At 56.6% G+C, this 15,579-nt stretch carries 14 protein-coding genes; 7 read left to right on the forward strand and 7 right to left on the reverse strand.

Annotated features, from left to right (window positions below; all coding sequences use genetic code 11):
* Positions 1–99 precede the first annotated feature (99 nt).
* From LU196_RS08430 to ppa, 3 genes are all read left to right on the forward strand, one after another.
* A complete protein-coding gene (locus LU196_RS08430) occupies positions 100–516 on the forward strand; it encodes a lysozyme inhibitor LprI family protein (RefSeq protein WP_232758327.1) in 417 nt (138 codons plus the stop codon).
* A 67-nt stretch (positions 517–583) separates the two neighbouring features.
* Entirely contained in the window at positions 584–1,033 is a 450-nt protein-coding gene (locus LU196_RS08435; protein ID WP_232758326.1) for a DUF441 domain-containing protein, read from the forward strand.
* Between the two features lie 100 nt (positions 1,034–1,133).
* A complete protein-coding gene (gene ppa, locus LU196_RS08440; protein WP_232758325.1) occupies positions 1,134–1,664 on the forward strand; it encodes an inorganic diphosphatase in 531 nt (176 codons plus the stop codon).
* A gap of 53 nt (positions 1,665–1,717) precedes the next feature.
* Here ppa and LU196_RS08445 read toward each other — a convergent pair whose 3' ends face one another.
* Genes LU196_RS08445 through LU196_RS08455 form a run of 3 tightly spaced genes read right to left on the reverse strand, consistent with a single transcriptional unit; the run spans position 1,718 to position 7,580 of the window.
* Positions 1,718–2,071 (reverse strand): gamma-glutamylcyclotransferase, encoded by a 354-nt coding sequence (locus LU196_RS08445; protein ID WP_232758324.1) that lies wholly within the window; start codon positions 2,069–2,071, stop codon positions 1,718–1,720.
* 2 nt (positions 2,072–2,073) lie between these two features.
* Positions 2,074–5,844: a translocation/assembly module TamB domain-containing protein gene (locus tag LU196_RS08450; protein WP_232758323.1), complete on the reverse strand. Its 3,771-nt coding sequence runs from the start codon at positions 5,842–5,844 to the stop codon at positions 2,074–2,076.
* Positions 5,841–7,580 (reverse strand): autotransporter assembly complex family protein, encoded by a 1,740-nt coding sequence (locus LU196_RS08455; RefSeq protein WP_232758322.1) that lies wholly within the window; start codon positions 7,578–7,580, stop codon positions 5,841–5,843. Before LU196_RS08455 ends, LU196_RS08450 begins: the two co-directional genes overlap by 4 nt.
* Before the next feature lie 451 nt (positions 7,581–8,031).
* Between LU196_RS08455 and LU196_RS08460 the strand changes: the two genes are divergently transcribed.
* On the forward strand, positions 8,032–9,360 hold the full coding sequence (locus tag LU196_RS08460; RefSeq protein WP_232758321.1) for a hemolysin family protein: 1,329 nt from the start codon (positions 8,032–8,034) through the stop codon (positions 9,358–9,360).
* Positions 9,361–9,429: 69 nt separating this feature from the next.
* On the opposite strand, the gene LU196_RS08465 is transcribed toward LU196_RS08460, so the two are convergent.
* Entirely contained in the window at positions 9,430–9,633 is a 204-nt protein-coding gene (locus LU196_RS08465; RefSeq protein ID WP_232758320.1) for a DUF1107 domain-containing protein, read from the reverse strand.
* A 311-nt stretch (positions 9,634–9,944) separates the two neighbouring features.
* On the opposite strand from LU196_RS08465, the gene LU196_RS08470 reads away from it, so the two are divergent.
* The gene (locus tag LU196_RS08470) at positions 9,945–10,502 is read left to right on the forward strand and encodes a YtfJ family protein (protein WP_232758319.1); all 558 of its coding nucleotides are present in this window, start codon (positions 9,945–9,947) and stop codon (positions 10,500–10,502) included.
* 28 nt (positions 10,503–10,530) lie between these two features.
* On the opposite strand, the gene cysQ is transcribed toward LU196_RS08470, so the two are convergent.
* Complete coding sequence (gene cysQ / locus LU196_RS08475; RefSeq protein WP_232758318.1) at positions 10,531–11,277, reverse strand: 3'(2'),5'-bisphosphate nucleotidase CysQ; 747 nt, start codon at positions 11,275–11,277, stop codon at positions 10,531–10,533.
* 278 nt (positions 11,278–11,555) lie between these two features.
* Between cysQ and LU196_RS08480 the strand changes: the two genes are divergently transcribed.
* Positions 11,556–13,508 carry a bifunctional 2',3'-cyclic-nucleotide 2'-phosphodiesterase/3'-nucleotidase gene (locus LU196_RS08480; RefSeq protein ID WP_232758317.1) on the forward strand — a complete coding sequence of 651 codons (1,953 nt, stop codon included), beginning with the start codon at positions 11,556–11,558 and terminating at the stop codon, positions 13,506–13,508.
* Between the two features lie 49 nt (positions 13,509–13,557).
* Here the strand turns inward: LU196_RS08480 and fklB are convergent, their stop codons facing one another.
* On the reverse strand, positions 13,558–14,178 hold the full coding sequence (gene fklB / locus LU196_RS08485; protein WP_232758316.1) for an FKBP-type peptidyl-prolyl cis-trans isomerase: 621 nt from the start codon (positions 14,176–14,178) through the stop codon (positions 13,558–13,560).
* A gap of 193 nt (positions 14,179–14,371) precedes the next feature.
* Between fklB and LU196_RS08490 the strand changes: the two genes are divergently transcribed.
* On the forward strand, positions 14,372–15,034 hold the full coding sequence (locus LU196_RS08490) for a LysM-like peptidoglycan-binding domain-containing protein (RefSeq protein WP_304622728.1): 663 nt from the start codon (positions 14,372–14,374) through the stop codon (positions 15,032–15,034).
* A 56-nt stretch (positions 15,035–15,090) separates the two neighbouring features.
* Here the strand turns inward: LU196_RS08490 and rplI are convergent, their stop codons facing one another.
* Positions 15,091–15,540, reverse strand: coding sequence for a 50S ribosomal protein L9 (rplI, locus tag LU196_RS08495; RefSeq protein ID WP_232758314.1), 450 nt, complete (start codon positions 15,538–15,540; stop codon positions 15,091–15,093).
* Positions 15,541–15,579: the final 39 nt, after the last annotated feature.

The raw sequence follows: 15,579 nt of genomic DNA on the forward strand, positions 1-15,579 counted from the left end.
GGCATAAACTTTACCTGCATTGAACAATCAGTGGGGTGACAATTGCCGACGTGTCATCCGCCTTCAGGCTTCATCCACGCAACCCCAGGGAGTATCACCATGAAAAAAGGGCTTTTGCTTATTGTGTTAATCAGCAGCGGCACCGCGCTGGCTGAGGCGTCTCATCCCATCGACCAGCAACTGGCGCAGTGCCTGAACACGGAATCCAGCACCCTGGCGCTGTCGCAGTGTTATAGCCGGGCAAACAAGGCATGGGACAGCGAGATGAACCGACAATACGCCCAGGCGATGGCCCGGCTTACCGGTGAGCCTAAAGCGCAATTGCGCAGCGCCCAGCGCGCCTGGCTGGCCTACCGCGATAGCTGGCTTGCCGCCACGCGCAGCTATTTTACCCGGTCACAGGGCACCATGGCGGCGCTTTCGCTCGGCGACCAGGGCGTCAGCGTGGTACGTAATCAGGCGCTGATGCTGCAATCCCTTAACAAAGGCAGTTGCGCCAACCCCGATGATTGTTGATAAATGAGGGCGTGAAAATCGCTTAGTGCTGATCATTATCAGCACGCGCATTATTTTGGGAGAAAATATGGCAGCTTATGCCTCTACGCTTATTCTTATCTGCCTTGCCGTACTGAGTTATTTCGTTCACAACAGCGCCGTGACGATCTCGATTTTGATTCTGCTTGTCATCAAGCTCACGCCGCTGGCGCAGTTCTTTCCCGTGGTTGAAAAACAGGGCATTCAGGTGGGCATTATTATCCTGACCGTCGCGGTCATGGCACCGCTGGCGAGCGGAACGCTGCCTGCCTCATCGCTGCTGAAGTCGTTTGCCAACTGGCAGTCGCTGGTGGCGATTGGCGTGGGCGTTTTTGTCGCCTGGCTGGGAGGACGCGGCGTCAGTTTTATGAGCGTCCAGCCTTCCGTGATCGGTGGGCTGCTGATTGGCACGGTGATCGGCGTGGCTTTCTTTCGCGGCGTGCCGGTTGGGCCCTTGATTGCCGCCGGGATCGTCTCGCTGTTTGTCACGGCGAAATAGGCGCTTGGAGCATTCTGAAAGGCCAAAAAGGGGGCATACTTTCAGAGTCAGTTGGCTATAATAGCCGTCACTCAACTTACGACTAATGAAGGAAAGCCAGATGAGTTTGAACCAGGTGCCTGCAGGTAAAGATCTGCCAGAAGATATCTACGTTATCATTGAGATCCCGGCCAATGCCGATCCGATCAAATATGAAGTAGACAAAGAGTCTGGCGCCCTGTTTGTAGACCGTTTTATGTCTACCGCCATGTTCTATCCGTGCAACTACGGCTACATCAACCACACGCTGTCACTGGATGGTGACCCGGTTGATGTGCTGGTGCCAACCCCGTATCCGCTGGAGCCAGGCTCAGTGATCCGCTGCCGTCCGGTTGGCGTGCTGAAAATGACCGACGAGTCTGGCGAAGATGCCAAACTGGTTGCGGTTCCGCACACCAAACTGAGCAAAGAGTACGATCACATCAAAGATGTGAACGACCTGCCAGAGCTGCTGAAAGCCCAAATCACCCACTTCTTCGAGCACTACAAAGATCTGGAAAAAGGCAAATGGGTGAAAGTTGACGGCTGGGATAACGCAGAAGCCGCCAAAGCAGAAATCATCTCCTCTTTCGAGCGCGCTCAGAAGAAGTGATCTGCCCCTGCGCATGAAATAAAAAAACACCGTCCACTGGACGGTGTTTTTGTTTATGCCTCTTGGTTATCGTCGCGCTTCAGCCAGTCACCACTGGCGATGCGATCGCGCCCGACAATAGGCCGCTGGTAGACGTAAAGCCACGCGCTGCCGTAAGGCGTCTGGGTAAGCTGGCGTTTGTATTCGCCATTCTTGCAGCGCAAGGCATCAAGTTCAGCGAGCGTACTGGCGTCAATGCGATAAACCTCGCAATAGACAGTGCCTGTGCCCGCCACCACGCCCGGATAATGCCCCAGATTGTAGAGATCGAACCCATCAATCTGGTGGTCACCGAGCCACTGCGCATTTGTCATCCAATGACTGTTTCCCTGTTTGCGCCGTAAACTGCCGTAGACAATTATTCGCATTGCTAAAACTCAAACTGATAGAGCAAATCCAGTGCCTGATCGAGACCGGACACGGCTTCCAAATAGAGTTTGGGCATCAGGCGATAACGCAATGTTAACGTCGCCAGTGAATCAAAAATGCCAACACCGTATTTTACTTGTAGACCTGGCAACACATAACCGCTCACCTGCACCTGCTGACTGTCGCCAACGCCGGTGGTATCAAGCGCAAGGTTACTGACGCCAAACGTCTCGCCGATTTTACCCACAACCTGCCCACTTTGTGCAACCCCTAAGCCCACCAGCGCCGAGGTTAAGGCGTTATTGTCGCCGTCGCTACTCAATCCCTGGCCGCGCAACAGATAAGAGAGCGCCTCCTGCTGTGACATTGCAGGGTCAGAGAACACTTCCACTTTGGGCTCATCTGCCAAGCCCGTCACGCGCAGACCCGCCGTGACGTCGTTTTCGGTGGCCTCCGGATTGCGGATTGCTTCCAGGTTCACATATGGCTGATCCGGCGGACCGGCAAACTGCAGCTCGCCTTTACGCACAATCAGATCCTGGCCATAGGCGTGGAAGCGGCCGGAAGGAATATTGATTTGTCCGTTTAATCCCAGCCCGGTTTTATCCTGCACCACTTTGAGATCGCCGTTGAGCTTGGCCTTGAGGCCAAACGCCGAGAGGCGGACATCGTTGCCCACGTGGATCACCAGATTGCTGTTGATCGGGATCGCCGCAGTTTTCGGTTTAATCGGTTTAAGATGTTCATCCAGCATCACTTCGTCGGATGAGACGCCGGTGGCGCTCTCCGGCACTTCCTGCACGGTGATGCGCGCCCACGGAATATCGACCTTGCCGTCGAGATTAAATGCCGCTGGCGTGGCCTCAAACACCAAATCCGGCGATACATCCATGCGCACCATCGGCGGCACGGTAACGCGAATACGGCTGCCCTGCGCCGTGACGCGTGCGCGCCAGTTGTCGAGCTGGCTCCAGTCGGCATCGCCACCGAGGCTCAGATTGCCTTTGGCGGTCTGAATAGCGCCGTTCAGCGTGGAACGCATGCCATTGAACACCATGTTGAGGTTGGCCGACGTCAGATCCACCGGCATAAAGCTGGCATCAACGCCGACATCACGCAGCCCCAATTGCCCAAAGATCTGCGGCTGCTGGAGCGAGCCGCCAAGGCGCAGGTTGCTGTTCAGCATCCCTTTCACCTTCTCGCCCTGCATCAGGGCCGGATTAAACATCGCCAGCGACAGATTGCTGATACTGACATTGCCAGACAGCTGGCGGCGCGTTTGCGGGTCGGCGACCTGCACATTGCCGCTCAGCTGGCCATTGTTCACGATGTGAATCAGCCAGTCGAGCTGCGCGCGTCCTTCACGCAGCGCAGCATTCAGGTTGAGCGTGTCAAAGGCTACCGGTAACAGATTGCCCTGCACATTCTGCTGCACTTTGACGCCGCTGCCCTTGAGCGCCACGCTTGCCGTCGGTAGCGCCCCATGGGCGGTCCAGTTTACCCGCGCATCGCCCGTAAACACGCCGCGCAGCTGCGTCGCGTCGGTGAGGAAAGGCTTCAGCATGGCCAGATCAAAGCGATTCAGCACCACGTGCGCATGGCCGCTGGCACCGGCCTCAATGGGCTCGGGCACGCACAGCTGGGCATTGGGGTTCTGCCAACAGTGCGGCCCCAGCGTCGCGGTCTGCTTGCTGTTGAGGTAGTCAATCGCCATCGCGCGGGTCAGTCGCCACTCACCCACCGGCGTGTCGAAACGCGTGTTGTTGAGCGTGCCCTGCCAGCGCTGCGTCTGGCGGTCGAAGCTGCCGTTCAGCGCCAGCTGCCCCGAAACCGGCTCGCCTTGTACGTTCAGCTTAAGCTGATGCTGCTTTTCGTTGCCGTCCGCGTTAAGCGTCAACGTGCTGATTTTCAACGTATCCTGCTGCAGCTGCTCGACGTTGAGCTTCAGCTTGCCGGCAATTTGCTCGCTGGATTTCACATCCCCCAGCAGCGTGACGCGGCGGATTTGCAGCTGCTGCCAGCGCAGCCCGCTGGCGGTGAGATCGGCCAGCAGCTGAGGCGCTTGCAGCGTCCCGCGCGCCTTGATGCTGCCTTTTGCCATCCCGCCCAACCCCGGCAGCGCATTGTCCAGCTGCGGTGCATCCAGGGTGGCGTCGAGATCCAGCGCATCGCCCAGCTCGCCCTTTACATCCAGATGATTGCGGCCCAGCGCAATGTTGAGCGCCGGAATTTTCCACTGGTTGTAGCTGTTGCCGGTGAGCGAACCGCTGGCGCTTACCGCGTTCTGCTTGATGTTGCCCTTCAGCGCCAGCTGCGGCACGCTCAACTGCCAACTGCCGCCGTAAAGGCTCCCGCGCGTGGTGATTTTCCCGTCGAGCTTCGCGGGCCAGTCGGGATACTGTTTGGCGGTGTTGATGCCTGCGAGCGTGAGTTCGCTGCGCCAGCTGATCGCTTTGCTCCAGTCCAGCAGCGCGGTAAGGTCAATGTTGCCCTGTAGCGCCGCAATGCGCAGCTTATCCAGCGTAAACTGCTGCACGTTCCCCTTGCCATCCAGCGTGACGGTCGCCGGCGGTACGTCTTGCCCCTTAACGGCAGTGCGCAACGACATCACGTAGTCGGTGGCTTTGCCTTTGAATTGATAATCCAGATTATCTGCCTGGTACTGCGTCGGGCCACTCAGCGGCCAGCGCAGCTGCGGGCTGGTTAACTGCAGCGACAGCGGCAGACCGGCGATCGCCGGCTGCGCGGTGGCATCCAGCTGCGCGCGCACCGGCCCCGACAGATTCACGCCGAGCGTTAGCGCGTCGCGCAGGGCGCCGCCCAGCTTCAGCGCAATCTTTTCGCCTTTGATCGGATCGACATTTAGCGCGCCGTTGAGCGTAAAATTCACCGGCCAGTTATCGGCCAGCCGCGCTTCGCCGCTGGCCTTTACCTGCCCCTGCGGCGAATCCACGTCGAAGGTCTCAAGCTGCAGATGGCGGTCCGCCGTGCGGGCTTTGACCAGCAGGCGCGTAATGGCGAGATCGGTGTCGCCGGTGACGCGCAGCTGTTCCCCCAGCAGCTGCTGTACGGTGATATCCAGCGGCAGCTGGAAGTCAGGCATGGCAGGCAGCAAAGGCTGAGCAAACAGGGCTTGCAGCGTTTCACCCAGCGGCTTTTCGCCGGACTGCGGCTGCTGCACTTTGGGCTGGACCACCTGCTCATCCGCCACTTTCGCCGCTTTGGGCAGCGCGATGAGCAAGCTTTGAATATGCGTGGGCATCAGCGTTAGCGCGCGATCCTGCCACTGCAGGCCGGAGGTGAAATCCAGCAGCGAAATGGCGGTATCGTCGACTTTCACCGAGATGTTGTGCAGCCCCACCTTATTCAAGGTGATGGGATAAGGCGTGCTGAGATTGAGCGGGCCGCCCTCTTCTTCCGGCGGCGGATTGGCCGCAGGCGCCATCTTTTTGCTGTCCACCACCACGCTGACATCCTGCAGCGCCAGATCGTCCACGCACACCGAGGAGTGCAACAGGCAATTGAGATTCAGCGCCAGATGTAAACGCCCGGCCTTTACGCTGACGCCAGGCATGTCATAGGCTACGCCACTCAGCGTCAGGTTACGCCAACCGCCCTCGACCTTGGACAGCGTGAGGCCAGGCACCCAGCGATCGGCGCCTTTTAGCAGCAAGTGTAATCCTGGGGTGGTCCCCACCAGAAAAGCGATGCTGGCGAACAGCACCAACCAAAAGACACCGAATCCGATCAGGACCTTTTTCCACAGCTTCATAGTTCAGGCCCCAGTCCAACGTAAAATTGCAACCCGTGCTCCTTGTCGTCGCCGATTGGCCGCGCGATATCCAGTTTGATCGGCCCCACCGGAGAGGCCCAGCGCACGCCGATACCGGCGCCGGTTTTGACATTGCTCTGCTTGATGTCGTTTACCGCTTCACCACTGTCCACAAACACCGCACCCCACCATTTCCCGCTCACGTTGTACTGGTATTCCAGCGAGCCGGTGGCCATTTTTGACGCGCCGGTCAGTTTGCCGTCGCTGTCGCGGGGGGAAATGCCTTTGTATTTGTAGCCGCGAATACTGCGATCGCCGCCCGCAAAGAAGCGCAAGTCCGGCGGCACTTTTTCAAAGTCATTGGTTTCGATCCAGCCCAGCGTGCCGCGTGCCACAAAGCGATTTTTATCGCCGATCATACGGATCCAGACGTTTTGCGCCTGGAGAATCAGGAAGTCGACGTCTGAGCCCCATGTGGTATCGGAGACATCTACCGAATAGCGCTGCGAATCGCCCCACGTTGGCATCAGGCCGCCGCGTGAACGGGTGCGGTTCAGGCTCAACCCCGGATAAAGCAGCATGGTGGTATTGGTCACGTTGCCTTGGGTAAAGTGGTCGAGACTCCATTTAAGGTTGACCGCACGCTGCCAGCCGGAGCTGCTGTCCCAGTTACGCGACAGACCCAGCGTGGTGGTGTCGGCTTTGGTGTCGTTGAGATCGGTGCGCTTCAGGCCGCCAGAGAAGGTGTAATACTGCTCCAGCGGACTTTTCAGCAGCGGCACTTTGTAGCTGAAATCCAGCTGCTGTTCCGGGGCGGAAACGTAAGCGCTGGCGGTAAAGCTGTGTCCGCTGCTGTTAACCCACGGTTTTCTCCAGGTGCCTTTGAGCCGCGGCCCCACGTCCGTGGAGTAGCCGACGCCGGTTTCGATCGTGTTCTCCACCCGCGGTGACACGGCCGCATTGAGCGGCAACACTTTGGTTTTGCGGCCCTTGTCGAACTCCGGCGCCACCACCACCGAATTGAACCAGCCGGTTGCAGACAAGCGGCGGTTGAGCTCGGCCAGATCGCGCGAACTGTAATAGTCGCCCTGCTTAAAGGGAACGAGGTTTTTCAGGTAAGCCTCGTCGATTTGCGATCCTTGAAAGGTGACGTCGCCAAAGCGATAACGCGGGCCACTGTCGTAGTCGATATCCCAAAAGGCGAGGCGTCGCTCGACGGAGACGCCAAGCTGGCTCTTTTTAAAATCGCCGTCGAAATAACCGTTGCGCAGCGCAAGGTTAGAAAACCCTTTTTTGAATTTATCGTATTGACCGTGATTGAGCTGACTGCCTACTTTGGGCCTGCCCTGTTTGACCCACGCCTGATAGTCAGGATCCTGTTTCGCCTCACCTTCTACCACGATTGAGCTGCCGCCAATTTTCACTGGCTCACCGGGCGTCACGCGGGCAATCAGCACCGGACGTCCTCCCTGCGGCGGCGCGGGACGAGAGACAAACACAATGGTGGGTTCGTAATACCCCAAGGCGCGCAGACCCTGTTTAATCGCTTCGTCTACGCGCGCCTGGAAGCGCCCGTCATTAGAGACTTCATCGCTGGCGATGGTAGACAAACTCGCGCGGGCGTTTTTTTCCAATTCCCCGGTTAGCCCTTCAAGCTGCAAGCGCACTTTCGCAGCCTCGACAGCGGGTACGGCGAGCAATAGGCCAGCCAAACAATAAAGGTGAAATCGCGGCACGCGCACTCCTGTTATTAATGCCGCCCCTATTCCGCAGGGACGTTCATTCTGGTGAAAAGGGGCGCACCACCCCTCGCTTACCCATCAGCATAGCCGCTGTCATTCATCGCGGCTGGGCAAAGACGGCATTTAAGCCAAATCGTGCGCTATTGTCGGTAAATGCGTCGATTGATACAACTGCGAAGCGGCGGTTACGCGCACGCAGATACGAGATCAGACAATTCTTAACCCGCCTGCTGCGCCTCTGGCGGCATGATAAGCGCTGCTGCTATAATCAGCGCCTGGCAGGCACAGGCCTGCCTTCATCTCTGCCCCGACGTTAGCGTGAACGTGTCGAATTGGCGCAGACATTTTTGGCACGGATAGCCTGCTTCACCGCTGAGCCCCGGCGCTACGCCGCGCTCCGCTGCCCAGGCCAAAAATGACAAGTGATTAACTCAACGGACCTTCTATGCTCGATAGCTTACTTGTCATCCTTTTACTGATCGTGATCAGTTCTTTCTTTTCGCTCTCCGAGATCTCGCTGGCCGCTGCCCGCAAGATCAAACTCAAACTGCTGGCCGACGAAGGCAACATCAATGCGCAGCGCGTATTGAAAATGCAGGAACAGCCCGGCATGTTTTTCACCGTGGTGCAAATTGGCCTGAATGCGGTGGCCATTCTTGGCGGTATCGTGGGCGATGCGGCATTTTCGCCCGCCTTCAGCAGCCTGTTTCGCCGCTTTATGGCGCCGGAACTGGCCGAGCAGCTGAGCTTTATCTGTTCTTTCACCGTGGTCACCAGCCTGTTCATCTTGTTTGCGGACCTGACGCCCAAGCGTGTAGGCATGATCGCCCCAGAAGCCGTGGCGCTGCGTATCATCAACCCGATGCGCTTCTGCCTGCTGGTGTTCCGTCCGCTGGTATGGCTGTTTAACGGCCTCGCCAATGTGTTCTTCCGCATCTTCAAACTGCCGATGGTGCGCAAAGATGACATCACCTCAGACGATATTTACGCGGTAGTAGAAGCCGGCGCGCTGGCGGGCGTGCTGCGCAAGCAGGAGCACGAGCTGATTGAAAACGTGTTCGAGCTGGAATCGCGCACGGTGCCCTCTTCTATGACATCCCGCGAGAACATCGTCTGGTTCGATTTGCATGAAGATGAAGTCAGCCTGAAAACCAAAATTGCCGAACATCCCCACTCAAAATTTCTGGTGTGCAGCGGCGATATCGATCACATCGTCGGCTATGTAGATTCCAAAGAGCTGCTGCTGCGCGTGCTGGGCAATCAAAGCATGGCGCTCAACAGCGGCGTGCAGATCCGCTCGGCGCTGATTGTGCCGGACACGCTCACGCTCTCTGAGGCACTGGAGAGTTTTAAAACCGCGGGCGAGGATTTCGCGGTGATCATGAACGAATATGCGCTGGTGGTCGGTATTATCACGCTGAATGACGTGATGACCACGCTGATGGGCGATCTGGTCGGCCAGGGTCTGGAAGAGCAGATCGTTGCCCGCGACGAAAACTCCTGGCTAGTGGAGGGCGGCACGCCGATTGACGACGTGATGCGCGTGCTGGATATCGACGAGTTTCCGCAGTCGGGCAACTATGAAACCATTGGCGGCTTTATGATGTATATGCTGCGCAAGATCCCGAAACGCACCGACTTCGTGAAGTTTTCAGGCTATAAATTTGAGGTGGTGGACATCGACAGCTATCGTATCGATCAGCTATTGGTGACGCGTATTGATGAGCGTCCGGCGATGTTAAACGTGGCGAAAAGCGAAACGGATGCGGAGTAGCGGACGAAGCGTCTGAAAAGGCTGCCTTAACCGGCGGGATCAACAAGGGCGCCTCTGGCGCCCTTTGTCTCAGTTGTGCGTCTGTAAACGAAGCACCTGTCGATTAATCTCGGACATGGCAGACAAATGCTGCTTATCTTTGACGCGCGGCAGCAATACCTTACCGTAGTCAAATTCAAACGCGCCTACATCTTTGATGTAGATTCTTCCTTTAAACAACGTTTTTACATATTTCGCGATTTGCAGCGGATTATATCGCTGGAAGATTTTCATGCTGTCTAACTCCTGAAAGATGGAATACGCTTCGCCGTTGCCAAATTCGGTACGAGCCCTTGAAGCGCAAATGAGGCATAAATATAGAACATCATTTGTTGCGCATGTTCCGAAAAGGTGAATTTTTTACTGAATTGACACATCATTACAGAACACTCTGTTATATGAGTCCTTAAAATCAGTATAAAGCCGATATCGTGCCGAAATTGTGGCATCAGTTACAAAGCGACTAATTCATCGCGACAGGCGCATCATCCGCGCCTAATATTGCAAAAACATGAATAACTGGTCGGATCACTAAGGAGAAGGATATGCGTTTAGCACATTCATGGTTGGCAGTGGCGCTGGTGCTGCCGGTTCTGGCGTCGGCACAGGCTTTCCAGCAGGGCGAACGCGTGCCGCCAGTTGGCATAAACGATAAAGGCGAACTGCTGTATCAGCAGGATAAGTTTACGTATCGTCCCTGGAACAGCGCACAGCTCAGCGGCAAGGTGCGCGTGATTTTGCATATCGCGGGACGCTCCTCCGCTAAAGAGCAGAATGCCGCGCTGATTGAAGCGATAAAAGCCGCGCAGCTGCCGCACGATCGCTATCAAACCACCACGGTGGTGAACACCGATGACGCTATCCCCGGCACCGGGATGTTTGTGCGCAGCAGTATTGAGAGCAACAAAAAGCAGTACCCGTGGTCGCAGTTTATCATTGATAGCAACGGCAGCGCGCGCAACGCCTGGCAGCTCAAGAAAGGCAGCTCGGCTATCGTGGTGTTAGATAAAACAGGTCACGTGCGCTACGCCAAAGATGGCCCGCTGACGCAGGAGGAAGTAAAACAGGCCATGGCCCTGATTCATCAGCTGCTGCAGCAATAAAAAAGGGAGGCGAGGCCTCCCTTTTTTATTAGAAGATGGACACCCGGAAGCCGGGGTTGATCAGCGATTCACGCGGCGTATAGTCCAGGACACGCCCCTGCCAGTCACGCACGTAACCGCCCGCCGCCACCGCAACAGCGTGGCCCGCAGCCGTGTCCCAGATACTGGTGGGTCCAAAACGCGGATAGAGCTGCGCTTTGCCCTCTGCTACCAGGCAAAACTTCAGTGATGAGCCAATTGCCGTGGTTTGATGCTCACCCAACTGCGATAAATACTCTTTTAACTCATCATTTTTCGCGGCGTGGGTACGGCTAACCACCACCAATGGCGGATGCGCTTCACGCACGTGGATCTGCGTTTTATGGCCACCCTCTTCTTTCCAGGCTTTCCCGTCGGCTGCGGAGTACATCACATCAATTACCGGCGCGTAGACCACGCCCAGCACCGGTTTGCCCGCTTCAATCAGGGCAATATTCACCGTAAACTCGCCGTTGCGTTTGATAAACTCTTTAGTGCCGTCCAGCGGATCCACCAGCCAATATTTCTGCCACTGCTGACGCACCGCCCAAGCGGGGGGATCCTCTTCCGACAGCACCGGGATCTCGGGCGTCAACGCCTGAAGTCCCTCGACAATCACCTTATGCGCGGCGAGATCGGCGGCGGTGACGGGGGAATCATCTGACTTACGCGTCACATCAACGGGCTGCGCGCTAGTGTAGACCTGCATAATGGCCTCGCCCGCTTCACGTGCGAGCTGGCAAATCTTCTCTAACATACTTCACCTCTTTTTGCTGATTCTGCCTGTCAGACATCCTGAGCAAGTTTAGCAGTTGGGCTTCGGCAGCCGACAAGCGCTACGTTCGCCATGAATAGTATTGGGTTATCAATATCATAGTTCAACGTCAACGGCTATGGCGCACGGCTGAATTGCCAACAGCGCGCTGCCACGCGCACGCCAGGTGCAGAATTTGAATACGCATCACAAATTGAAATAATAATTTGTCATCGTTTTACATTATTTTGAGAGGCTCATCGACATACAAGGAGTACTCCATGTTCAAAGCGGGCATGTCATTACTGGCGCTGTGTATCACCACCGCCACCGTACAGGCGGCAACGGTGGATTTACGCATTCTCGAAACCACCGATCTGCACAGCAATATGATGGATTTCGATTATTACAAAGACACGCCCACGGAGAAGTTTGGTCTGGTGCGCACCGCGACGCTTATCAAATTGGCTCGCGCAGAAGCCAAAAACAGCGTGCTGGTGGACAACGGCGACCTGATTCAGGGCAGCCCGCTGGGCGATTACATGGCGGCAAAAGGATTGAAAGCAGGCGAGATCCACCCTGTCTACAAGGCGCTAAACACGCTGGACTATGATGTAGGCAATCTCGGTAATCACGAATTTAATTACGGTTTGCCCTATCTGCAAAAAGCCCTGAGCGGCGCGCGCTTTCCCTACGTTAACGCCAATATTATCGATGAAAAGAGCGGTAAACCGCTGTTTACGCCCTATCTGATTAAAGAAACCCGCGTGGTTGACCGCGACGGACAGCCGCATCGGTTAAAAATTGGCTATATCGGCTTTGTTCCGCCGCAGATTATGGTGTGGGATCGCAACAATTTGCAGGGCAAAGTGCGCGTTGATGACATCACGGAAACAGCGAAGCGCTATGTGCCGGAAATGCGTGCGAAAGGTGCTGAAATAATCATCGCGATTCCGCACTCCGGGTTGAGCAGCGAGCCTTATCATGCCATGGCCGAAAACTCGGTGTATTACCTCAGCCAGGTGCCGGGCATCAATGCAATCATGTTCGGTCACGCGCACGCCGTGTTCCCCAGCAAAGAATTTGCTGCGATTCAGGGCGCGGATATTGCTAAGGGGACGCTTAATGGCATTCCTGCCGTGATGCCGGGCATGTGGGGCGATCATCTTGGCATTGTCGATCTGGAGCTGAGTAACGCGGGCGGGCAGTGGCAGGTGACGCAGGGTAGCGCGCAGGCCAGACCGATTTACGATGCGCAGGCCAAGAAGTCGCTGGCGGCGGAAGATGCGCAGCTGGTGCAGGTGCTACAGCAGGATCACCGCGCTACACGCGAATTTGTCGCCAAGCCTATCGGTAAATCTGCCGATGTCATGTACAGCTACCTTGCGCTGGTGCAGGATGATCCCACGGTACAGATCGTGAATAACGCGCAGCGTGCCTACGTTGAGCACTTTATCCAGGGCGATCCCGATTTAGCGCGCCTGCCGGTGCTCTCGGCCGCCGCTCCCTTTAAAGTGGGCGGGCGTAAAAACGATCCTGCCAGCTACACCGAGGTGGAAAAAGGCGAGCTGACCTTCCGTAACGCCGCCGACCTCTACCTTTATCCCAACACGCTGGTTGTCATGAAAGTCAGCGGTGCGCAGGTCAAAGAGTGGCTGGAGTGCTCGGCGGCGCAGTTTAATCAGATCGATCCGCGCCAACGCCAGCCGCAATCGCTGATTAACTGGGATTTTCGCACTTACAACTTTGATGTGATCGACGGCGTGGATTATCAGATTGATGTCACGCAACCGGCGCGCTACGACGGCGAGTGCAAACTGATCAACCCCAGCGCGTCGCGCATCACCGATCTACGCTGGCAGGGCAAGCCGATCGATCCCAATGCGACGTTCTTGGTGGCCACCAATAATTATCGGGCTTATGGCGGCAAATTCGCCGGCACCGGCGATCACTACGTGGCCTTTGCATCACCGGATGAAAACCGCGCCATCGTTGCCGCGTACATCAGCGAGCAGAGCAAGGCGCAGGGTGAAGTGAAGCCGCAGGTGGATCACAATTGGCGCCTGGCACCGATCAACAGCGATACGCCGCTGGATATACGCTTTGAAACCGCCCCCGGTGAGAAGGCTACGCAGTTTATTCGGCAGCACGCGGACTATCCCATGACCCCACGCGGCAGCGACGATATTGGCTTCGCAATCTGGCAGGTGGATTTACAGAAGAAAGGCGAGTAGCACGCAATAGAAAAGGGGCGCAATGCGCCCCTTGTACCGTCTGAGATGCTTAGAGGATTTCCAGCAGCTCGACTTCAAATACCAGCGTGCTGAACGGCGGAATGGATGCGCCTGCGCCGCGCTCGCCGTAGGCGAGATTATGCGGGATCGCCAGTTCCCACTTGGAGCCAACGGGCATCAGGGTGAGTGCTTCGATCCAGCCTGCGATAACACCGCTCACTGGGAATTCGGCAGGTTCGCCGCGTGCCACAGAGCTGTCGAACACGGTACCGTCAATCAGCTTGCCGGTGTAATGCACGCGCACGCGATCCTGACGCGAAGGAATCGGGCCGTCGCCTTGGGTGATAACGCTGAATTGCAGGCCTGACTCGGTGCTGCTCACACCTTCACGCTGCGCATTCTGCTCCAGGAATTTTTGCCCTTCTACTGCCATGGCTTCAACGCGCTCACGGCGAACACCTTCGGCACGTTCATGTACCTCACGCAGCGCACGGTGAACCACGTCAACAGGTACCGCCGGTGAATTCCCTTCCAGCGCGTCGCGCAGGCCCGCGAGCAGTGCTTCTGGCTGCAAGCCCTGCAGTCCAGATTCCTGCAGCTGCTGGCCTACCTGTAAACCGATACCGTAACTTGCTTGTGATTCGACGCTGTCAAATGAAGGGGTCGTCATGGTGATTCCTTAATCCCGGGAAAAAATGAAACGGCAGCATAACAGCGCAGGGCGCTGGCGTAAAATCTGCTGCGCCAGAGATGACATTTCCGCGGTAACAAGAAACAATACGCAGGTCTGATTTTTCAAGGCTGGCAAGCACGTTACGCCCGCATTGCCCATACTATAGCTGTAACATAAAAAGAGAGAATTCATGGGCCAAATCGCCCCACAACGCCGCAGGACGCGCGCAACGCGCTCGTTTACGTTATCAAGGCTGCAACGCTGGCTGCCGTCATTGCGCCGCAGCCGCGCCAGCGAGGAGGATTCACGTATGGCTTCTGACACCCCTTCCCGCACCCCCGCTGCGCTGCGCCGCGTCTGGCATCTGCTGGATGACGTACGCTGGATGGATCCACTGCCCGCGTTCCATCGCCGCGGTATTGTGATTGCGCTACTGATCGTGCTGCTGGCGTTTCTCTGGCCCACCAGTACGCCGCAATATCCGGTTGAACGGCCTGCCGAGCGTGAGAACAAATCGGTCCCGCTGCAGGCGGAGATTTATGACAATGCGCAGCCACAGCGGCAAGCAACGCCCGCACAGCGCGATACACAGGGCGAATGGCGCACCTACACTATCGCATCGGGACAAACGCTGGCGCAGCTGTTTCGTGACAATAATTTACCGGTGAATGATGTGTTCGCGATGGCGCGCGTGGAGGGCGACGGGCAGCCGCTGAGTGCGTTACAGAGCGGGCAGCAGGTGAAGATTAGGCAAAATGCCCAGGGTGTGGTGACGGGCTTAACCGTAGAGAGCAGCAACGGTCCGGTGCTGTTTACGCGTCAATCTGACGGGACGTTTATCCGCGCGCAGTAAGCGCAAAAAACAAAAACGCCGGCACAGGGCCGGCGTTTTCGCATCACCGAGTAAAATTACTCAGCAACCACATTCACAACCAGTTTAGCGAAGACTTCGCTGTGTACCTGGAAGTCAACTTCGTGCTCACCGGTGGTGCGCAGCACGCCGTTAGGCAGACGTACTTCACTTTTCGCCACGTCAACGCCAGCTGCAGTGACTGCGTCAGCGATGTCGCGGGTACCGATGGAACCGAACAGCTTACCTTCGTCGCCTGATTTAGACGCGATGGTTACGGTGCCCAGTGCGTTGATTTTCTCAGCACGTGCGTTAGCAGCGGCCAGAACGTCAGCCAGTTTGGCTTCCAGTTCTGCGCGGCGCGCTTCGAAAAACTCAACGTTTTTCTTGGTAGCAGGAACAGCTTTGCCCTGTGGAACCAGGAAGTTACGAGCGTAGCCCGCTTTAACGTTAACCTGATCACCCAGACCGCCCAGGTTTGCTACTTTATCAAGCAGAATAACTTGCATTACCTTATCCTCTTAAAGTCGTTAATGGACAGTTGCCAA

Source organism: Pantoea sp. Mb-10 (assembly GCF_021272205.1).
In the GTDB taxonomy this organism is placed as follows: Bacteria; Pseudomonadota; Gammaproteobacteria; order Enterobacterales; family Enterobacteriaceae; genus Pantoea.